This is a genomic window from Frondihabitans cladoniiphilus, assembly GCF_039544345.1.
Taxonomy (GTDB): domain Bacteria; phylum Actinomycetota; class Actinomycetes; order Actinomycetales; family Microbacteriaceae; genus Frondihabitans; species Frondihabitans cladoniiphilus.
The window spans coordinates 751,003-771,480 of the sequence record NZ_BAABLM010000001.1; the positions used below are offsets into that span (position 1 = coordinate 751,003).

General features: G+C 68.8%; 16 protein-coding genes. 8 read left to right on the plus strand and 8 right to left on the minus strand.

What is annotated here, in order from left to right:
* From ABEA39_RS03470 to dxs, 4 genes are all read left to right on the plus strand, one after another.
* Nucleotides 1-753: a DUF3159 domain-containing protein gene (locus ABEA39_RS03470; protein ID WP_345373243.1), complete on the plus strand. Its 753-nt coding sequence runs from the start codon at nucleotides 1-3 to the stop codon at nucleotides 751-753.
* A 54-nt stretch (nucleotides 754-807) separates the two neighbouring features.
* A complete protein-coding gene (locus ABEA39_RS03475) occupies nucleotides 808-1,749 on the plus strand; it encodes a glycoside hydrolase family 16 protein (RefSeq protein WP_345373245.1) in 942 nt (313 codons plus the stop codon).
* Nucleotides 1,750-1,949: 200 nt separating this feature from the next.
* Nucleotides 1,950-4,766, plus strand: a complete 2,817-nt coding sequence (gene acnA / locus ABEA39_RS03480; protein WP_345373247.1) for an aconitate hydratase AcnA — start codon at nucleotides 1,950-1,952, stop codon at nucleotides 4,764-4,766.
* Nucleotides 4,767-4,882: 116 nt separating this feature from the next.
* The gene (gene dxs, locus ABEA39_RS03485; protein ID WP_345373249.1) at nucleotides 4,883-6,814 is read left to right on the plus strand and encodes a 1-deoxy-D-xylulose-5-phosphate synthase; all 1,932 of its coding nucleotides are present in this window, start codon (nucleotides 4,883-4,885) and stop codon (nucleotides 6,812-6,814) included.
* A gap of 213 nt (nucleotides 6,815-7,027) precedes the next feature.
* Here the strand turns inward: dxs and ABEA39_RS03490 are convergent, their stop codons facing one another.
* The 5 genes from ABEA39_RS03490 to ABEA39_RS03510 all read right to left on the minus strand — a co-directional run bounded on the left by ABEA39_RS03490 (nucleotide 7,028) and on the right by ABEA39_RS03510 (nucleotide 12,970).
* Nucleotides 7,028-9,172 carry a 3-hydroxyacyl-CoA dehydrogenase NAD-binding domain-containing protein gene (locus ABEA39_RS03490; protein WP_345373251.1) on the minus strand — a complete coding sequence of 715 codons (2,145 nt, stop codon included), beginning with the start codon at nucleotides 9,170-9,172 and terminating at the stop codon, nucleotides 7,028-7,030.
* Nucleotides 9,169-10,392, minus strand: a complete 1,224-nt coding sequence (locus tag ABEA39_RS03495; protein WP_345373253.1) for a thiolase family protein — start codon at nucleotides 10,390-10,392, stop codon at nucleotides 9,169-9,171. The genes ABEA39_RS03490 and ABEA39_RS03495 overlap by 4 nt, the downstream gene beginning before the upstream one ends.
* A gap of 122 nt (nucleotides 10,393-10,514) precedes the next feature.
* The gene (locus ABEA39_RS03500; RefSeq protein WP_425556918.1) at nucleotides 10,515-11,741 is read right to left on the minus strand and encodes an HRDC domain-containing protein; all 1,227 of its coding nucleotides are present in this window, start codon (nucleotides 11,739-11,741) and stop codon (nucleotides 10,515-10,517) included.
* A 58-nt stretch (nucleotides 11,742-11,799) separates the two neighbouring features.
* The gene (locus ABEA39_RS03505) at nucleotides 11,800-12,396 is read right to left on the minus strand and encodes a DUF3000 domain-containing protein (protein ID WP_345373255.1); all 597 of its coding nucleotides are present in this window, start codon (nucleotides 12,394-12,396) and stop codon (nucleotides 11,800-11,802) included.
* 235 nt (nucleotides 12,397-12,631) lie between these two features.
* Complete coding sequence (locus tag ABEA39_RS03510) at nucleotides 12,632-12,970, minus strand: putative quinol monooxygenase (protein ID WP_345373257.1); 339 nt, start codon at nucleotides 12,968-12,970, stop codon at nucleotides 12,632-12,634.
* A 97-nt stretch (nucleotides 12,971-13,067) separates the two neighbouring features.
* Between ABEA39_RS03510 and ABEA39_RS03515 the strand changes: the two genes are divergently transcribed.
* The gene (locus ABEA39_RS03515) at nucleotides 13,068-13,523 is read left to right on the plus strand and encodes a MarR family winged helix-turn-helix transcriptional regulator (RefSeq protein ID WP_345373259.1); all 456 of its coding nucleotides are present in this window, start codon (nucleotides 13,068-13,070) and stop codon (nucleotides 13,521-13,523) included.
* Between the two features lie 30 nt (nucleotides 13,524-13,553).
* Here ABEA39_RS03515 and ABEA39_RS03520 read toward each other — a convergent pair whose 3' ends face one another.
* From ABEA39_RS03520 to ABEA39_RS03530, 3 genes are read right to left on the minus strand one after another with little or no spacing between them, the layout of a single operon-like run.
* On the minus strand, nucleotides 13,554-14,297 hold the full coding sequence (locus ABEA39_RS03520) for a dihydrofolate reductase family protein (RefSeq protein ID WP_345373261.1): 744 nt from the start codon (nucleotides 14,295-14,297) through the stop codon (nucleotides 13,554-13,556).
* 4 nt (nucleotides 14,298-14,301) lie between these two features.
* Entirely contained in the window at nucleotides 14,302-14,775 is a 474-nt protein-coding gene (locus ABEA39_RS03525) for a SufE family protein (RefSeq protein WP_345373263.1), read from the minus strand.
* On the minus strand, nucleotides 14,772-15,689 hold the full coding sequence (locus ABEA39_RS03530) for a sulfurtransferase (RefSeq protein ID WP_345373265.1): 918 nt from the start codon (nucleotides 15,687-15,689) through the stop codon (nucleotides 14,772-14,774). Before ABEA39_RS03530 ends, ABEA39_RS03525 begins: the two co-directional genes overlap by 4 nt.
* Before the next feature lie 106 nt (nucleotides 15,690-15,795).
* Between ABEA39_RS03530 and zapE the strand changes: the two genes are divergently transcribed.
* The 3 genes from zapE to ABEA39_RS03545 all read left to right on the plus strand — a co-directional run bounded on the left by zapE (nucleotide 15,796) and on the right by ABEA39_RS03545 (nucleotide 20,474).
* Nucleotides 15,796-16,809, plus strand: a complete 1,014-nt coding sequence (gene zapE, locus ABEA39_RS03535; RefSeq protein WP_345373267.1) for a cell division protein ZapE — start codon at nucleotides 15,796-15,798, stop codon at nucleotides 16,807-16,809.
* Nucleotides 16,810-17,078: 269 nt separating this feature from the next.
* Nucleotides 17,079-18,347 (plus strand): ammonium transporter, encoded by a 1,269-nt coding sequence (locus ABEA39_RS03540; protein WP_345373270.1) that lies wholly within the window; start codon nucleotides 17,079-17,081, stop codon nucleotides 18,345-18,347.
* Nucleotides 18,348-18,788: 441 nt separating this feature from the next.
* On the plus strand, nucleotides 18,789-20,474 hold the full coding sequence (locus ABEA39_RS03545) for a hypothetical protein (protein WP_345373273.1): 1,686 nt from the start codon (nucleotides 18,789-18,791) through the stop codon (nucleotides 20,472-20,474).
* Nucleotides 20,475-20,478: the final 4 nt, after the last annotated feature.

Consider the following 20,478-nt stretch of genomic DNA (forward strand, 5'->3'; position numbering starts at 1 on the left):
ATGAGCGACTCCCCGGGCGGAGCCGACGAGACGCCGGCCCTCTCCCTCTCCGACCAGCTGCGCCAGGCGGCACTCCGCGCCGGCATCGGCAAGGTGGCTCCGGGTGAGGTGCCGACCGGCCACGCCCTCTTGACAGCCATCGGGGGAGTCCGCGGTCTCGTCGAGTCGATCCTTCCGGGTCTCGCCTTCCTGGTCATCTACACGCTCACGCAGGCCCTCCTGCCTGCCGTGCTCATCCCCGTGGCCGTCGGCGTGGTCTTCGTCGTCGTCCGTCTCGTCCAGCGGGGGCCGGTGCCGCAGGCCATTGCCGGCCTGCTGGGTATCGCCCTCTCGGCCGTCCTCGCGCTGATCAGCGGGCGGGCGGTGGACAACTTCATCCCCGGCATCGTCATCAACGCCATCTCGATCGTGGTGCTCCTGGCGACCCTGGTGGCCCGCTGGCCCCTGATCGGCATCGTCGTCGGCCTTCTGACCAACGAGGGCGCCGCCTGGCGGGCGGACCGCGCCAAACGCCGCGTCCTGACTCTGACCACCTGGCTCTGGGTGCTCCTCTTCGCGATTCGGCTGGCCGTCGAGGTGCCGCTCTTCCTCGCTCGCGACGTCACCCTGCTCGCCGCCTCCAAACTCGTCCTGGGTGTGCCGTTCTACGCAGCGATGCTCTGGGTCACCTGGCTCCTGGTGCGAACCGTCTACGCCTCACGAGCGGCCGCCGAGAACGACGCCGATCCGTACCCCGGTCCGTCCTCCACGTAGCCGACACCCTGTGTGGGGCTGGTCGCGTGTCCCCCGTTTCAGTTGACTTGACCCGTGACCCCCTCTCTTCGCCTCGTCGTCACGGCGGCCGTCGTCATCGGCGGTATCGTCGGCATCGGCGCCATCCCCGCCCACGCCTTCGCAACGACGGGAACCACCGTGACCACCTCCTCCGACACCGCCGCGGTGGACTCCAACGCCGCCGCGGCCAGTGCCCGCGCGCAGGCGGCGAACGGCCTCGGCCGGGCGGCGAACGCCTTCGAAGCGTCGGCTCCGAGCATCCCCCTCGACACCACGATGCCGACGGGCACGGTCTCGTCGAACGGCCGCACCTGGGTGCAGTCGTACGCCCAGGACTTCAACACCCCCGCCGCCCTCGGCCAGTTCACGTCGGTCTATCCGAAGATCGGCGTGTACAACGGGCAGCGCGACACCTCGGGCCAGGGGCTCTACGCTCCCGACAAGGTGCTCAGCGTCGCGAACGGCAACCTCGACTTCTATCTCCACTCCGAGAACGGCCAGCCGTTGGTCGCGACCATCATGCCGGACAACTATGCGGCTCACACCACGGGTCGGGTCTCGGTGAGGTTCAAGTCGACCGTCACCCCCGGCTACAAGTTCGTCGGCATGTTCTGGCCGTCGAACGACGTGTGGAACCAGGGCGAGATCGACTGGCCGGAAGGCGACCTCGGCCAGACCGTGCGCCCCGCCTCTGCCATCCCGGGCACCTACTCCAACGGCAATATGCAGTTCCTGCCGGCGACGCAGATCTTCTCGAGCACCGATCAGACTCAGTACCACACGGCTACGACCGAGTGGGACTCGAACACGGTCCGCTTCTACTGGGACGGCCAGCTGGTCTCGTCCGTGACTGGAGCCGTACCCACGCAGGCGATGCGCGTCACTCTGCAGGCCGAGACGTTCATCAACCAGGGGACCGTGCCGACCGATTCGTCGGGCCACCTCGACATCGACTGGATCTCGATCTGGAACTGAGCCGGCGCTTTTCGGCGAGCCGTGCATCCCCCGTCTCGCTTTCGGCTCGGCGGGTGCTAGCTTTATCTTGACATCAAGATAGTTCGCGAAGAGCGGGCCCTGGGCGTCCGACGGACTTAGGCTGGCCTTGCTGGTGGACCATGGCGGTCCACCGCGAGCATTGCCTAGTACGACGAGGTCCAGGCAGCAAAGGAGACGACGTGTCAGACGTAAACAGTTTCGGCTCGAAGAGCACGCTCGAGGTCGGTGACAAGACGTACGAGGTGTACCGGATCGATTCGGTGCCCGGCTACGAGAAGCTGCCGTTCAGCCTCAAGGTGCTGCTCGAGAACCTCCTCCGCACCGAAGACGGTGCGAACGTGACGAAGTCGCAGATCGAGGCGCTCGGTTCGTGGGTTCCCGAGTCGGAGCCCGACACGGAGATCCAGTTCACGCCGGCTCGCGTCGTCATGCAGGACTTCACCGGTGTGCCCTGCATCGTCGACCTCGCCACCATGCGCGAGGCGATGGCCGACCTCGGTGGCGACCCCACCAAGATCAACCCCCTTTCGCCGGCCGAGCTCGTCATCGACCACTCGGTCATCGCCGACCTCTTCGGCAGCGAGAACGCGCTGGAGCGGAACGTCGAGCTCGAGTACGAGCGCAACGGCGAGCGGTACCAGTTCCTCCGTTGGGGCCAGACGGCGTTCGAAGACTTCAAGGTCGTGCCGCCGGGCACCGGCATCGTCCACCAGGTCAACATCGAGTACCTGGCGCAGGTCACCTACACGCGCACGGTCAAGGGTGCCCTCCGGGCCTACCCCGACACGCTCGTCGGCACCGACTCCCACACCACGATGGTCAACGGTCTGGGCGTGCTCGGCTGGGGCGTCGGCGGCATCGAAGCCGAGGCGGCCATGCTCGGCCAGCCCGTCTCCATGCTGATCCCGAAGGTCGTCGGCTTCAAGCTGGCCGGCTCGATCCCGACCGGCGTCACCGCCACCGACGTCGTCCTGACGATCACGCAGATGCTGCGCAAGCACGGCGTCGTCGGCAAGTTCGTCGAGTTCTACGGCGAGGGCGTTGCCGAGGTCCCGCTCGCGAACCGCGCCACCATCGGCAACATGAGCCCCGAGTTCGGCTCCACCGCCGCCATCTTCCCGATCGACGACGTCACGCTCGACTACCTGCGCCTCACCGGCCGCAGCGAAGAGCAGGTCGCCCTCGTCGAGGCCTACTCGAAGGCGCAGACCCTCTGGCACGACCCTGCGGTCGAACCCGTCTTCAGCGAATACCTCGAGCTCGACCTCGCAACGGTCGTCCCCTCGATCGCCGGCCCGAAGCGCCCTCAAGACCGCATCGAGCTGTCCGGCGCCAAGTCGCAGTTCGAGATCGACCTCGGCAACTACACGAGCGTCGACCACTCCGGCGTCGACGAGGCCGTCGAGCAGACGTTCCCGGCGTCCGACCCGGTCGGCTTCACGGCTCAGGACGAAGACACGGCCCACAACGCGTCGCCGGTCTTCGCCTCGGCCGCTCCGTCGCACGCGTCGAAGCCCACCGACGTCACCCTTTCCGACGGATCCGAGTTCACGCTCGACCACGGCGCCGTCGCCATCGCGGCGATCACGTCCTGCACGAACACGTCGAACCCGTCGGTCATGCTCGCGGCCGGGCTCCTCGCCCGCAACGCGTCGCAGAAGGGTCTGAAGGCCAAGCCGTGGGTCAAGACCACGCTGGCTCCCGGCTCGAAAGTCGTCACCGACTACTACGAGAAGGCCGGCCTCACGAGCTACCTCGAGGACCTCGGCTTCTACACCGTCGGCTACGGCTGCACGACCTGCATCGGCAACTCGGGCCCCCTCCTCGACGAGATCTCGACCGCCGTCCAAGACAACGACCTCGCCGTCACGGCCGTGCTCTCGGGCAACCGCAACTTCGAGGGTCGCATCAACCCCGACGTGAAGATGAACTACCTGGCCTCGCCTCCTCTGGTGATCGCCTACGCCCTCGCCGGCTCGATGAACTTCGACTTCGAGAACGACGCCCTCGGCACCTCGTCCGACGGCACCGACGTCTTCCTGCGCGACATCTGGCCCGACGCGGCAGAGGTGCAGAAGACCATCGACGAGTCGATCGACACCGGCATGTTCACGCACGAGTACGCCGGCGTGTTCGACGGCGACGACCGCTGGCGCTCGCTCCCGACCCCCGAGGGCGCGACCTTCGAGTGGAGCGACGAGTCCACCTACGTGCGGAAGCCCCCGTACTTCGACGGCATGACCATCGAGACGACCCCCGTGGTCGACATCTCCGGTGCGCGCGTGCTCGCCAAGCTCGGCGACTCGGTCACGACCGACCACATCAGCCCCGCCTCGACCATCAAGGTGGACAGCCCGGCGGGCAAGTACCTGTCCGACCACGGCGTCGAGCGCAAGGACTTCAACTCCTACGGCTCCCGCCGTGGAAACCATGAGGTGATGATCCGCGGCACCTTCGCCAACATCCGTCTCCGCAATCAGCTCCTCGACGACGTCGAGGGCGGTTACACCCGCGACTTCACCAAGCCGGACGCCCCGCAGTCGTTCATCTACGACGCGAGCGCGAACTACCAGGCCGAGGGCACCCCGCTCGTGGTGCTGGCCGGCAAGGAGTACGGCTCAGGCTCGTCGCGCGACTGGGCGGCCAAGGGCACGTCCCTCCTGGGAGTGAAGGCCGTCATCACGGAGAGCTTCGAGCGCATCCACCGCTCCAACCTCATCGGGATGGGCGTCGTTCCTCTGCAGTTCCCGGCGGGGGAGACCTGGGCCTCTCTCGGCCTCGACGGAACCGAGAGCATCAGCATCTCGGGTCTGACCGAGCTCAACGAGGGCACGACCCCCAAGACGGTCCACGTCACGGCCGAACCGACGGAGCACAGCCCCGCCGGCAAGGAGACGGTCGAGTTCGAGGCCGTCGTCCGCATCGACACCCCCGGCGAGGCCGACTACTACCGCAACGGCGGCATCCTGCAGTACGTGCTGCGGTCGCTGGTGTAGCGCTTCGCACGAGAGACGCCCCCACCTCCTTCATTGGGGGTGGGGGCGTTTCGGCCTTCTCGGCACCTGGCGCCTAAACTTGAGCAGTGCGCCCCGGCGCGCGGAAAGGGAGTGACATGGGCCTCCTCGAGACCATCCACAAGCCACGCGACCTCGACGCACTCAGCCGCGACGACCTCCTCGTCCTCGCCGCGGAGATCCGCACGTTCCTCGTCGCCGAAGTCTCCAAGACCGGCGGCCACCTCGGTCCGAACCTCGGCGTCGTCGAGCTCACGATCGCGCTCCACCGCGTGTTCGACTCGCCGAACGACGCCCTCGTGTTCGACACGGGCCACCAGTCGTACGTCCACAAGCTCCTCACCGGTCGGCAGGACTTCTCCGACCTCCGCTCGAAGGGCGGCCTCGCCGGCTACCCGCAGCGCAGCGAGTCGGTGCACGACATCGTCGAGTCGTCGCACGCCTCGTCGTCACTCTCCTGGGCCGACGGCATCTCGCGAGCGTTCACCCTCACCGGTCACGGCGATCGGCACGTGGTCGCGGTGGTCGGCGACGGCGCCCTCACCGGAGGCATGACCTGGGAGGCGCTCAACAACATCAGCGATGACAACGACCGTCGCCTGATCATCGTCGTCAACGACAACGGCCGCTCGTACGCGCCGACCATCGGCGGCATGGCCCGGTTCCTCAACACCGTCCGCACGAACCAGAAGTACCGCGACATGCACCTCCAGAGCCGGGCGGCCTTCGACCATCTGGGGTCGCCGGCCCGCGCGTTCTACCGCGGCGTCCGGGGCGGACTGCACGGCTTCCTCAGCCGGTTCACCAACAACGAGGCGCTCTACTCCAACCTCGACATCAAGTACATCGGCCCGATCGACGGCCACGACCAAGCGGCGATGGAAGAGGCGCTGACCCAGGCCAAGAACTACGGCGCCCCGGTGATCGTGCACGCGATCACGGAGAAGGGCCGCGGTTACGAGCCGGCTCGAAAAGACGTAGCCGATCAGTTCCACGCCGTCGGTCACATCGACCCGGAGACGGGCGAGACGCTCGAGACCACCAAGTCACCCGGCTGGACCTCGATCTTCGCCGACGAGATCGTCTCGATCGCCGACGAGAACCGTCGCGTCGTGGGCATCACCGCCGCCATGCTCCGACCTGTCGGGCTGCATCGCTTCGCCGAGAAGTACCCGAAGCGCGTCTACGACGTGGGCATCGCCGAGCAGCACGCCGTCGCGTCCGCAGCCGGTCTCGCGTTCGGCGGGCTGCATCCCGTCGTCGCGCTCTACGCCACCTTCATCAACCGCGCCTTCGACCAGGTGCTGATGGACGTCGCCCTCCACAGGGCCGGCGTGACCTTCGTGCTCGACCGCGCGGGGGTCACCGGCCCTGACGGGCCGAGCCACCACGGCGTGTGGGATCTCGCGATCCTGCAGGTCGTGCCGAACATCCGTCTCGCCGCCCCTCGAGACGGCGCCCGTCTCCGTGAAGAGCTCCGCGAGGCCGTGGCCGTGGACGACGCCCCGACCGTGGTGCGGTTCCCCAAGGGCGAGGCCGGACCCGACATCCCTGCGATCGAGCGCTTCGAGGACGGCGTCGAGGTGCTGTTCCGGGGTGAGCGCCCCGACGTGCTGCTGCTGACCGTGGGGCCGATGGCGACACTTGGTCTCGACGTGGCGGAGCGACTGGCGGCTCAGGGCATCGGCGCGACCGTCGTCGACCCGCGCTGGGTGGTGCCCGTGCCGGGGAGCGTCATCACCCTGGCCGCGGAACACCGCCTCGTCATCACGATCGAAGACGGCGTGCGCGTCGGCGGCATCGGAACGCGGGTGCGACAGGACCTCCGCGCGGCGAACGTCGACACGGCGGTCACCGAGCTCGGGCTTCCGGACGCGTTCCTCGAGCACGCGACTCGTGCGCAGATCCTCGAGGAGGCCGGTCTGACCGCACAGGTGATCGCTCGCGACGTCGTGGCCCAGGTGTTGGGCAGCAAGATCCCGGTCGCCCGCGCGGCCACCGCCGAGCACGAGGGCGCCGCGCGCGACTGAGCGGGCACCCGTTCTCAGGAGATCCGGTGGCGGCTGCCTGAGTTGCGCCGCCAGACAGGCGTTCCGCCTGACTTGCGTCAGCTCGGTGGGGCAACGCCTGAAAACGCGATAGTGGCGCTCGTTGAAGCCTGAGTTGCGGATGCGCGCGGCACCGGCGCCGGCACCAGGCCGGTGCCTGAGCCGGTGCCGAGCCGGTGCCTACGCCGGCCGGTGCTAGGCCACGCCGCGGATGGCGGGCTCGTGGAACGTCCGCCCCCGCACCCGCTCCGCTGCCCCGACTCGGTCGAGGTACGGTGTGACCCCGCCCATCTGGAAGGGCCACCCGGCGCCCAGGATCAGGCACAGGTCGATGTCTTCCGCCGCCGCGACGACCCCGTCGTCGAGCATCCTGCCGATCTCGTCTGCCAGGCCGTCTTCGACGCGACGCAGCAGTTGCTCCGCGGTCTGAGGCTCCTGCGGACGACCTGCAGCCGCCGCCGCCTTCGTCACGATCGCGACGGCGGCCGGGTCGAATCCGGTACGCTTGCCCTTGGCATCCCGCGTGAAGATCTTCCCGTGATCGGCCAGCTCGTGCAGGGCCGGGCTCTCGAAGAAGCGGTCGGGGAACGCCGCGTGATGGGTGTCGAGCACGTGCGCGCCCACGGTGAGCCCGACGAGTTCGAGCAGCTCGAACGGGGTCATCGGCAGCCCGAACGGCGCCGTGGCGCTGTCGACCACCTCGAACGGGGTGCCCGTCTCGACGGCGTGCATCGCCTCGCCGAGCAGCTTCGCCAGCACGCGGTTGACCACGAAGCCGGGCGCGTCGGCGGTGATGACGGCGCTCTTGCCCAGCGTCTTCGCCACGACCATCGCGGTGGCGAGCGTCTCGTCGTCGGTGGCCGGAGTGTTGACGACCTCGACGAGCGGCATGACGGCGACCGGGTTGAAGAAGTGGAACCCGACAAGGCGCGCGGGATGCACGAGCCCGGACCCGATCGCGCTCACCGAGAGCGACGAGGTGTTGGTCGCCAGGATGCAGGTCTCGGCGACGATCTTCTCGACGTTCGCGAACACCTCCTGCTTGACGCTCAGCTCTTCGAAGACGGCCTCGATGACCCAGTCGGCGTCGGCGAAGTCGGCCAGATCGGTGGTGCCGGAGATGAGCGCCTTGAGCCGGTTCGACTCGTCGGGGGAGATGCGGCCCTTCGTCTGCATCTCGTCGATGGACGCGTGGATGCCGGCCACGCCTCCCTCGACACGCGATTGGTCGATGTCGGTGATGACGACCGGCACCCGCAGCTTGCGGACGAAGAGCAGGGCGAATTGGGATGCCATGAGGCCGGCCCCGACGATGCCCACCTTCGTGATCTTCCGGGCCAGGTCGGGTGACGGGGCACCGGCCGGGTGCTTCGCGCGCTTCTGAACCAGATCGAAGGCGTAGATGGAGGCGCGGAACTGGTCTCCTGAGATGAGGTCGGCCAGTGCTTCGTCCTCGGCCTCGAAGGCCTCCTCTCGCGAGGCTTTGCGGGCCAGAGCCAGCAGTTCGAGCGCCCGGTACGGCGACTTCGCGACGGTGCCGATGCGCGACTGGAGCTGCTTGCGTGCGATGCCGATGGCGGCATCCCACTTGACGGCTCGCTCGATCTTGCCGGGAACGTTCGGGCGTTTCACCGTGATCGCCCCGGTGAGGATGCCGTCGGCCCACTTCAGGCTGTCTTCGAGGAAGGCGACGGAGCCGAACATCGCGTCGGCGATGCCGAGCTCGAGTGCCTGGGGTGCCTTCAGAGTGCGGTTGTTCTTGAGCGGGTTCGAGACGATGACGTTGAGGGCGTTCTCGATGCCGATCAGGTTCGGCAGGAGGTACGTGCCGCCCCAGCCGGGGATGATGCCGAGGAAGACCTCGGGGAACGCGAGGGCCGGCGCGGTGGCGTCGACCGTCCGGTAGTCGGCGTGGAGAGCGATCTCCATACCGCCGCCGAGCGCCAAGCCGTTGATGAAGACGAAGGTCGGGACACCGGCGTCGTGCAGTTTGCCGAGGGCCTCGTGGCCGAGTCGGGCCATCTGGCGGCCGGCGTCGCGCGAGGGGATCTCGGACACCTTCGAGAGGTCGGCGCCCGCGGCGAGGAAGTAGGGCTTGCCCGTCACCGCGATGGCCTGGATCTCGCCGGCGGCCGCCCGGGCCCGAAGCGTGTCGAGGGCGGCGGAGAACTCGATCAGCGTGGCCGGGCCGAGGGTCGACGGCCTGCGGTGGTCGCGGTCGTTGTCGAGCGTGACGAGCGCCAGGGTGGCCCCGGACGGCAGCGTGACGTCGCGGACGTACGAGTGGGTGACGACCTCGTCGGCCGTCAGTTCGAGAAGGGTGGACGTGTCGACGCTCATTTGCTCGCCTTTCCGGCCTTCTTGGCCGCCTTGGGGTCGAAGTTCGGGTTCTCCCAGATGACGCTGCCGCCCTGGCCGAGCCCGATGCACATGGCGGTCAGGCCGTACTGCACCTCGGGGTGCTGCTCGAACTGGCGCGCCAGCTGGATCATCAGCCGGACGCCCGACGAGGCGAGGGGATGCCCGACCGCGATCGCACCGCCCCAGGGGTTCACCCGCGGGTCGTCGTCGTCGATGCCGAAGTGGTCGAGCAGCGACAGCACCTGGATCGCGAACGCCTCGTTGAGCTCGAACAGGCCGATGTCGTCGATGGTGAGGCCCGCCTTGCGCAGCGCCTTCTCGGTCGACGGTACGGGGCCGATTCCCATGATCTCGGGCTCGACGCCGGCGAACGCGAAGCTCACCAGACGCATCTTCGGGGTCATGCCCGCGGCGCGAGCGGCCGACTCGGAGGCGATCAGCGAGACGGTCGCGCCATCGTTCAGACCCGACGAGTTGCCGGCGGTGACCCGGCCGTGAGGCCGGAACGGGGTGCGCAGCCCGGCGAGGCCTTCGAGCGTGGTCTCGGGGCGCGGCGCCTCGTCGCGGTCGGCCAGGCCCCAGCCGGAGCTGGTCTTCACGGCGACGGAGACCAGGTCGGGCTGGATCTGCCCGGAGGCGTAGGCGGCCGCGGTCTTCTGCTGCGACCCGAGGGCGAAGCGATCCGAGCGCTCCTTCGTGAGCGCCGGGAAGCGGTCGTGGATTCGCTCGGCCGTGTTGCCCATGTTCAGCGCCTCGGCGCTCACGAGGCGTTCGCTGAGGAAACGCGGGTTGGGGTCGGCGTCGAAGCCCATCGGGTGGCGCCCCATGTGCTCGACGCCGCCGGCCAGGGCGAAGTCGTAGGCACCGAAGGCGATGGCCCCGGCGACGGTGGTGACGCTCGTCATGGCGCCCGCACACATGCGGTCGATGGCGTAGCCCGGCACCGATTGGGGCAGGCCCGCCAACAGCGCGGCGGTGCGACCGAGCGTGAGGCCCTGGTCGCCGGTCTGGGTGGTGGCGGCGATGGCGACGTCGTCGATGGCGGCCGGATCGAGGGCCGGGTTCCGATCGACCAACCCCTTCATGGCCTTGACGACGAGGTCGTCGGCCCGGGTCTGCCAGTACATGCCTTTTTCGCCGGCTCGCCCGAACGGGGTGCGAACCCCGTCGACGAACACGACTTCCGATCGAGTGGCCACGATGCCTCCTGATTGCTCCCGGTTCTGGTTCGAACCGCCGGTTCTACTCCGAACCGTCGCCCTTTCGGGCCTTCATCGAGCTTAGGAGCGACACCTGTACGCCAGGAATCCTTTGACTGTTCCTACGACTGCCCGGAGGCGTCCGCTGCGAGGCTTTGGTGGGCCTCGACAAAGGCCTGGGCGATGACTCCGGCCGTGGCACGGATCTGCCATTCCCGAGCACCGGCGTCACGGAGGGCGGCGCCGACGTGCTCTTCGTCGAAGGCGGGGGGTGCATCCCACGCGACTCGCCGGAGGTGGTCGGGAGTGAGGAGGTTCTCGAGCGGGATCGACATCGCCTCGGACATGTGCTGCAGGCGCGGACGCGCGGCCTTGTAGCGGGCGTCGGCTTCGGGAGCCCGGTCGGCCCACGAGCGAGCCGGTGGCAGCTCGCCCGTGCTCGGGCCCCGCAGAGAGGGCAGGTCGGAGGATGCACGGCCCCGCTCGAGCGCGTCCCACCAGCGGGCGAGTTCGGTGCGGCTCGCCCGGCCCACGAACTCCTTCATGGCTCCGAGATCGCGCTTGGTCTCGGGGTTGTTCTTGACGGCGGCGATGATCGACGAGTCAGGGAGGAGACGACCGGCGGCGGTGTCGACCTCCTGCGCGAAGGCGTCGCGGGTCTGCCAGAGCTCGCGCACGAGACCGAGGGCTCGGGGGCCACGGAGGGTCGAGAGCCCGGAGGTGCGGCGCCAGGGCTCGGCTTTGGGCGGCTTGGCCTCGCGGTGGAGGACGGCGTCGAACTCCTCGGAGGCGATCTCGACCTTCTCCTGCTCCTCCATCACCGCGAGCATGGCGTCGCGCAGATCGGGCAGGAGCTCGACGTCGAGCGCCGCGTAGACGAGCCAGCTCTGAGGGAGCGGGCGGGTCGACCAGTCGGCGGCCGAGTGCTCCTTGGCCAGGTGGATGCCCAGCAGCTCTTCGACGACGGCGCCGAGCCCGACCCGCGGCATGCCGACCAGGCGGGCGCCCAGCTCGGTGTCGAAGATGCGCGTGGGATCCAGCCCCACCTCACGCAGACAGGCCAGGTCTTGCGACGCGGCGTGGAAGATCCATTCCTCGTCACGGATGGCCTCGTTCAACTCGGACATCGAGCCGATGGCCGGGGGATCGAACAGGAACACGCCGGATCCTCGGCGGAACACCTGGATCAGATAGGCGCGCTGCGAATAGCGGTAGCCGGAGGCCCGCTCGGCGTCGACGGCGACGGGCCCGTGCCCCTGACGGAGGCTTTCGACGGCTTCGAGGTACTCCTCGCGGGTGTCGATGACCGAGACGGCTCCGTGGAGGTCGTCGGCGCTCGGGACGTGCACGGAAGCCGGAGCCGTGGCTTCGGACGAATTCGCAGCGTTGGTCGAGTGTGTGGCGGGACTACTCACGCCCTACCCTTCGTGAGGCCAGCAGGGTGACGCCCTCCGCGGTGGGAGGAAGGCCGGCGAGCGTGCGGATGAGCTCGCTCCAGGCCTCGACGTGCGGTGCCAGGTTCGAGTCGGTCGGACTCCACGAGGCCCGGAGCTCGAGCTGAGCGCCGTCGCCCTGCGCGGCCAGTTCGCCGTAGCCGGTGGAGAGGATCTTGGTCGCCGTGCCGGAGGCGAGTCGGTACTCGGCGCCGTTGGCGGCGAGGGCGTCGACGAGCCAGCTCCAGGTGACGTCGGCCACGAACGGGTCGAGGCCGATCTCGGTCTCGAGGGGTGCCTGCGCGAAGCAGACGACGCGCCACGGCCCGCCCCACTGCTCGGGCTCCTCGGCATCGTGCAGGACGATGAACCGGCCGGTGCCGAGCGCCGGGTCGGGCAGGCCCCGCGCACCGACGATGTCGGCGGAGAGGGCGAAGGAGTGCGGTGCCAGGCTGCCGGGAGCCGGGATCTCGGTCACGGCCAGGTCGTCCTGCGCCGTGAGGCGGCGGATCGCCTCGATGGCCGCGTCGAAGGCGGCGGGCACCGGAGGACCTGAGGGAGTATCGGACACAGACGAAGCGTAGGCTCCCGCGCTGGTGCCTGGCCAGAGGCACGCCGTGTGCGGTCGCCGGCGCGGGCGCAGTGCCGGTCGAGGGCGAGGTCGACGAGCGCCAGCACCAGGTGCCCCCCGAGTCGGGCGGATCGCACACCTCGCGTGCGGCGAGGAATCTAGTCCGCGGACTAGATCTTTCGCCGCAGTAGGGATTCCCCGCCGCAGAGTGCGGCCGATACCACTCAAACCCGGCCTACCCCAGGGGCGCACCAGCGAACGACTCCCGGGGATGGCCGCTCAGCACCACCTGCTCCAGCAGCACCGGGGGAGCAGGCGGCCCGGCCAGAAGTGCCACCAGGCGGGGGAGGTGCGGCCTCATCCAGGCCGCGTGCTCCTGAAACGCCTCCCGAGACGAATACGCCTGGACCACCGTCACGGGGCCGTCGGAGTCGCCCGGCGCCCGGTGGATCGAGTAATGCAGACCACCGGACTCGGAATGGATCTCGCTCGCTAACTCCCTCAAGAGGGTGACCAGGGCATCCTGCCCGCCTGGTCGTGCTTGCATCTGGTTCGTGATGACGTAGTCGGGCATGGAGTACTCCTCAGAATCGGCAACCGTTGCCAAGACCAACGTTGGTAGAACCAACCTAGATGCTATTCGTTGGGAAGTCCAACGGTAGGGTTGAGGCATGGCCGACATCGATGCGCTGCTCCCTCCCACCCGCCTCAAGTCGTTGACGCAGTGGCAGGCGGGCAAGGTGGCGACCCTCGGGGCACGCCTGACCGCCGCGCGGATCCCGCTCGGAGGCCGCGCCGATTTCGCCGTCCTGGCGGCGCTCGAGGAGTACGGCCCGCTCAGCCAGGCCGACGTCGGGCGACGGCTGGGCCTCGACCGCAACGACGTCAACGCAGTCGCGAGCCGGCTCGACGAAGCCGGCCACGTCGATCGGCGTCCCGACCCCGACGACCGCCGCCGCAACGTCGTGACCATCACGGCCGGCGGCAGGAGGCACCTCGACGAGCTCGAGGAGATCGCGCTCGGCGTGCAGGACGAGCTGCTTCTCGGCTTGCAGGAGAGCGAGCGGCGCCTGCTCAGGAGTCTGCTCAACAAGGTCCTGACCAACCACGGCCCGCAGGCGTCCTGACGCAAAGCGGCGGGATGCGAGGAAGGCCGGCTACCGCCCGACCGCCCACCGCGCGTAGAGCGCACTGCCGTCGTCGATCAGAAGCTGCGAGAGCGTCAGCCGCGACGCGTCGAAACGCTCGGTGCCGAACACGGGCAGACCGCTACCGATGACCACCGGCGAGGTCGACAGACACAACTCGTCGACCAGGCCGTCGTGCAACAGCTGGCCGGCCACCGAGGGCCCGCCCTCGCAGACGATCGAGTCGAGCCCGAGGTCGCGCAGCGTCGAGACGATGGCCCGCGGGTCGAGCCGCCCGCCTGAGTCGGGCACGACGACCACCCTTGCGGCTCCGGCGACAGCGGCCCCGAGCGTCTCGGCGACCCGGCCCACGGCCGAGGCCGGGCAGAGCACGAGAACGCGGGATGCCCGTTCCGGATCCATCCGATGCCCCGACAGATCGCCGGACGACGTCACCACGACGAGTGTCGCCCGAGCGGGTACGCGGTAGCCCTCCGCCCGCACGCTCCGAGCGCCGACCAGCACGGCGTCCGCCACGTTGCGCAGCGCCGCGAGGATCGCCCGGTCGGCGGCGTTGCTGAGGGAGTCGGAGGTGCCGTCGACTCCCGCCGCGTCGCCGCTGACCGCTGCGATGAGGTTGAGACGCAGCCAGCGGCCGACGGGCGGCCGGTAGAGCGTCTCCAGGATCTCCTGCGACCCCTCCGAGCCGACCACCACCGACGTCGGAACGTCGGGGCCGGCCTCGGGAGAGCGGTGCAGGAGTCGGATCAACATGAGGTCAGGCGGTGCCACCGGTGGAGGCCGCGACCTTCTCACGGATCTGCCGCTTGGCCCGCCCCAGCAGAGCCGTCATGCCTCGGATCCGCAGAGGGCTGACCGCCTCGACGAGCCCGATCGTCTGCGGGTAGTCGTCGGGCACGGCCAGGGCCTCGTCGACCGTGAGCCCGTCGAGGCCCTGCGCGATGATCGACGCGAACCCGCGAGTCGTGGGGGACTCCTTCGGGGCGGTCGCGTGCAGGTGGACCAGGCCGTCGGTCACCTCGACGAAGATGAACACGGGCGACTGGCACTCGAGCACCTGCTCCAACAGGTCGGGATGCTCGGCGTACCGCTCGGGAAGCGCCGGCAGCTCGTTCGAGAACTCGAGCAGGAGCTGCAGGCGGTCCTTCACGCCGAGGGCCAGGAAGTCGTCCTGGATCTCGGCGAGAGCGGCGGGAAGCGGCCGATCGGAAGACGACGACGCGTCGCTCATCGAGCGGAGGCGGCAGCGGGCAGGGGCGCTTCGCCCGGCTCCGCGCCCGTGACGATCGGCACGCGGACGGCACTGCCCCACTCGGTCCAGGAGCCGTCGTAGTTCTTGACGTTCTCGAAGCCCAGGAGGTGGTGCAGGACGAACCAGGTGTGGCTGGACCGCTCGCCGATGCGGCAGTAGGCGACGACGGAGTCGCCGTCCTTCAGGCCGGCGCCCTCGCGGTAGATGGCCTCGAGTTCGGGGAGCGAGCGGAAGGTGCCGTCCTCGGCGGCGGCCTTGCCCCACGGCACGTTCTGCGCGCTGGGGATGTGGCCGGCCCGGAGAGCCCCCTCTTCGGGATAGGCCGGGGCGGTCGTCCGCGACCCGTCGTACTCCTCGGGAGAGCGGACGTCGATCAGCGGGTTGCCGAAGTGTGCCAGCACGTCTTCTTTGTAGGCGCGGATGCCTGTGTCGTCGCGCTCCGGGATCGGGTACTCGACCGGGGTGATCGAGGGCTGGTCGGTCGTGTACTCGCGCCCCTCGGCCTCCCACTTGGCCCGCCCGCCGTCGAGGAGCCGGACGTCTTCGTGGCCGAACAGCGTGAACACCCAGAGGGCGTAGGCGGCCCACCAGTTGTTCTTGTCGCCGTAGATGACGACGGTCGAGTCGCGGGAGATGCCGCGCTCGCTCGCCAGTTCGGCGAACTTCTCGCCCGAGATGTAGTCGCGCTGCACGGGGTCGTTGAGGTCGGTGTGCCAGTCGACCTTGACGGCACCTCGGATGTGACCGGTCTCGTAGAGCAGGACGTCCTCGTCGGACTCGACGACGACCAGGCCCGGCTGACCGAGGTGCTCCGCCAGCCAGTCGGTCGAGACCAGGCGCTCGGGGTGCGCGTAGTCGCTGAACTTCGGGGACGGATCGCGTTCGACGGACATGTTTCCTCCTGTGGTGACGGGCAGCGACCGTAAACTTGGGGCCGCACCCTTCCGACAACGCTAGCGGCCTTCCCGGCATGCCCGCGCATCCCTCGAGAGACCTTTTGTGACGAACGAGACCACCGCAGTCGTCGTGTCGCTGACCGACCGCAACCCGAGCATCACCGGCCCCGAGATCGTCGCCGAACTCGTGCCGCCGCGGCAGTTCGACGGAGCGTCGCTCGACAATTACCGCCCCGACCCCGACTATCCGTCTCAGGCTGCGGCCGTCGCCGCGGTCGAAGCATTCGGGCAGGGCGCCGCCGGCACCGCCCACAAGGGGTTCTTCCGCCGCAAGGCCGCCGCGCCGCGCACCCCGGGCCTCTACCTCGACGGCGGCTTCGGCGTCGGCAAGACGCACCTGCTCGCGGCTCTCTGGCACCGCAGCCAGGGCCCGAAGTACTTCGGCACTTTCATCGAGTACACCGCCCTCGTCGGCGCAGTCGGCTACCAGGGCGCGATCACCCAGCTCAAGGGCGCGGTCGTCGTCTGCATCGACGAGTTCGAGCTCGACGACCCGGGCGACACGATGATGATGACGCGGTTGCTCGGCGAGCTCGCCGACGACGGCACCCGCATCGCCGCCACCTCGAACACCCCGCCGAACGCCCTGGGGGAGGGGCGCTTCGCCGCGGCCGACTTCCTCCGCGAGATCCAGGGGCTCTCCGACCGCTTCGAGACGCTGCGGATCGACGGCAACGACTACCGCCGCCGCGAGGTCGAGGCGCACGCGGTCGCCACCGACGACGTCGACGCGGCGCTCGCGACGGTGGACGGCACGGTCTCGGACGACTCGTTCGGCGACGTCGTCACTCACCTGGCGACGCTGCATCCCAGCAAGTACGTGAAGCTGCTCGACGGCCTCGACACGGTGGTGTTCCGAGACGTCGCCCCGTTGCACGACCAGGTCGAGGCGCTGCGCTTCGTCGCGTTCGTCGACCGGCTCTACGACGCCCAGGTCCGCATCATCGCGTCCGGGCTCCCTCTCGACGAGGTCTTCGGGGCGGAGATGTTGGCGGGGGGCTACCGCAAGAAGTACCTCCGTGCGATGTCGAGGCTGGTCGCGCTCACACTCCTGTGATCTCGGGGCGGTCGGCCCGTGCATCCCACGCTCTCGCGTTTTCGGGGTGTTTCTTACTGCGAATTCCTGCCGAGCGGTCAGATTCGCGAAACCTGTTGTTTACAAAGGGCCGTTTCGTGTTACATCGGCGAAACATTCAGGCACATGAAACGAAACGTGCTGCCGACAGGATGAGCCGTATCCCGAGGCGACACTTCGACAGCACCGCGCGCGAGCACGGTCGAGCGCTCTGGGGAACCTAGCTCTGCACAACTGAGAGGTGACACCACATGTTCGACCAAGGCAATACCGCCTACGTCCTCATCACTGCCGCAATGGTGCTGTTGATGACGCCCGGCCTCGCCTTCTTCTACGGCGGTCTCGTCAAGGCCAAGAGCGTCATCAGCATGATGATGCTCAGCTTCGGCGCCATCGGCCTCATCGGCGTCCTCTGGGTGCTGTACGGCTACTCCATCGCGTTCTCGAACTCGGGCAGCGGCAACTTCGTCGGGATCCAGGGCTGGTTCGGCATCGACTCGACGCTGTTCAGCCTGAACGCCCTCGTCGACCAGGCGCACTCGGCCACAGCGACCGGTTACCCGACCATCGCGTTCGCCGCCTTCCAGGCCACCTTCGCCATCATCACCGTCGCCCTCATCTCCGGTGCAATCGCCGACCGCGCCAAGTTCGGCGCGTGGATGGTCTTCGCCGGCGTCTGGGCCACGGTCGTCTACTTCCCCGTCGCCAACTGGGTCTTCAACCTCCCCGTCAAGGGCGTCGGCGGTGGCTGGCTCGCGCACATGGGTCTCATCGACTTCGCGGGCGGAACCGCGGTGCACATCAACGCCGGTTCGGCGGGTCTCGCTCTGGCGCTGGTCCTCGGCAAGCGCGTCGGGTTCGCCAAGGGCGCCTACAAGCCGCACAACCCTCCCTTCGTGATGCTGGGTGCCGGTCTCCTCTGGTTCGGCTGGTTCGGCTTCAACGCCGGTTCCGAACTGGGCGCCGACGGCACCGCGTCGCTCGCCTTCATCAACACGCTCGCCGCTCCGGCCGCCGCTGTGCTCGGCTGGCTCATCATCGAGAAGCTCCGCGACGGCAAGGCCACCTCGGTCGGCGCCGCCTCGGGTGCCGTCGCCGGCCTCGTCGCGATCACCCCGGCCTGTGCCGCTCTGACGCCGTTCTGGGGCATGGTCCTCGGAATCGTCGCCGGTGCCGTCTGCTGCCTCGCCGTCGACCTCAAGTTCAAGCTCGGCTTCGACGACTCGCTCGACGTCGTCGGCGTCCACCTCATCGGTGGAATCATCGGCACGCTGTTCATCGGCATCTTCGCCTACCAGGGCAGCGTCGGCCTCATCTACGGCGGTGGTTTCAAGCAGCTGGGAATCCAGGCGCTCGGTGCCATCTCGGTGATGGTCTACAGCTTCGTGCTGGCGTTCGTCATCGGCTGGATCATCCAGAAGACGATGGGCTTCCGCATCACCAACGAGGACGAGATCGCCGGTATCGACACGGCCGTCCACGGTGAAGAGGGCTACGTGCTGCTGGACGAGCGCGTCTAGGTTCCGCTTCTCCTGCTCGTTTTCGGGCCCCGGTGCTTTCTGCGCCGGGGCCCTTTCGCGTGCTGCCGGCCTCTCGGGTGCCGCGTTCGTCGTCTCGGTTCGCAAATGTCTAGTGGATCGCCGCCGAGCCTGCCGTGGCCCCCGCATCCTGCGGGGGCGGGTCGCGGATCGCTCGCGATTTGCGACAGGACAGAGCAGGGCAAGGCAGGGCAGAGACGCGAGCCGGGGGATGCACAGCCCGACTCGCCCGGAACAGCGGCTGTGCCGCCGGTTGCAGTACTGCGCGAACCCGCGCTAGCCTGACCCTCCTGCTCGGCAGTCAGCCCGAGCCTGGTGATGGCCCGCGTCCGCCGCGAAGGGCGCCCTCATGAAACGCACACTGCACTCCTGCTCGGTCCTTTCATTCCTCCACGACAGCATGGGCGGCTCGACGCCTCGTCGATGAGCCGCGGCTCGGTCTCTCGGGCGACATCCGGGCGGCGGCCGTCTCGCCCACCCATCCGGTCCGGGCCGACTCTGTGGTCGCCGCTCGGCATCGAGCCGCTGCCGGGCACGAGCTGGTTCGAACGCCTGACCGAGCTGCTGTCCGCCGCCGGTGGTCGCGGACCCCTCCCCGAGGACGACGGCCGGTCCGTCGTCTCGACACTCCCGCCGGGATCATGGGACTGGTTCGTGGGCGATCGGTTCGGCGGACTACCGGTCGACCCGGCCGACGACGACGGGGGCGCGCACGAGCGCGGCGCGGGGGGCGACGACCTCGACCACCGGCTCGACCTCGTGGCCGAGGTCATCCGCGAGGCGTGCCGCCTGCCTCTCGAATCGATCGTCGTGCACACCGTCGCCGACCGACTGGCAGCGCTGGAAGCGACATCCGACGTCGAGCACCTCCTCGATCACGTCGACGTCCGAACGGTGCCGGGGAGGCTGCGTCTCGGCGAGCTCGGCAGATGGCTGTGTCGCTTCGGCACGGTCGAGCCTCAGGTCCGGGCCGGTCTCGCGATCCTGGCGGCAGTCGGAGGCCCTCAGGATCGTGACCTCGTCTTCCTCCTCGGACTGTCCGACCGGTTCACGCGCGAGGCGGTCACGGCGCTCCGGGCACTTTTCGACCAGCCCGAACACGAGATCTTCGACCTGGCCAAGCAGACGAGGGGCGGCGGCCGTGGGGCGGCTCTGCTCGGGCTGAGGGGAACCACGAATCCCGTGGTGCAGAACTGGCTCGTGAACGGCGGCTACGACGACGGCCAGTTCGACACCGATTCAGCCCTCATCGCCGCCGTCGACGGCGATCTGCTGGGAGCTCTTCAGAGCGAGGGGGATGCACGGCTCCTCGACCACGCAGGCAGAATCCTGAGTGCCCTGGTGCTGGGTTCCCCCGGTCGAGGTTTGAGCGACTACGCCCAGGCCGGCCTGACCATCGACCTGTACCTCTCGCAGGCCGAGCGAGCCCTGCCGACCGTGACGATGCACAGCACCCTGTGCATGGTGCAGATCGGCCTGACCGAGAAGGGCCGACGCCCTCCGATCGTCGACGCCGAGTCGCGATCGGCGCTGAAGACACGCGCTCGAGCGCTTCTCGCACGACCGATCTGGACGGAGACCTTCAGAGAGGCTTTGGAATCGGCCGATCTCGACGCGTTCGCCTACTCCCTCCCACATGCCCGGATGCTCGGTCTCGACACGAGGCCGGCCGTCCTGGATCGCGTCCACGAGCATCCCCGCGCCCCGTTCCTCTGGGAGGAGCTCGTCAGGCGGGCGTCGGCGAACGACATGGCCGACGTCGTCCGCCTGGCGGAGCATCTGCTGCCGCTGGGCGCGATCGAGGTGGGACCGGCCCGAGACGGGCTGCCGCGCGTCGGACCCGTTGCACGCGTCCTCGGCTTCTTGCTGAGCGCGTTGCGAGAGCACCCCGGAGTCGGCTGGTCGGTGATCCGACTCGGGCTGGAGCATTCTCTGACGTCTCTGCGCTTGAAGGCACTTTCGACCCTGGGCGCCTGGCGGGACCTGGAATTGCCGCCCGACGCAATGCCTCTTCTTCGGCGGGTGTGGGACAGGGAGAGGGACCCGAGGGCGTTGAGGTGGATGGGCCCGCTCCCCGAGGAGTGGCCGGTGCCGAGGTCGGGCGACTGAGCGG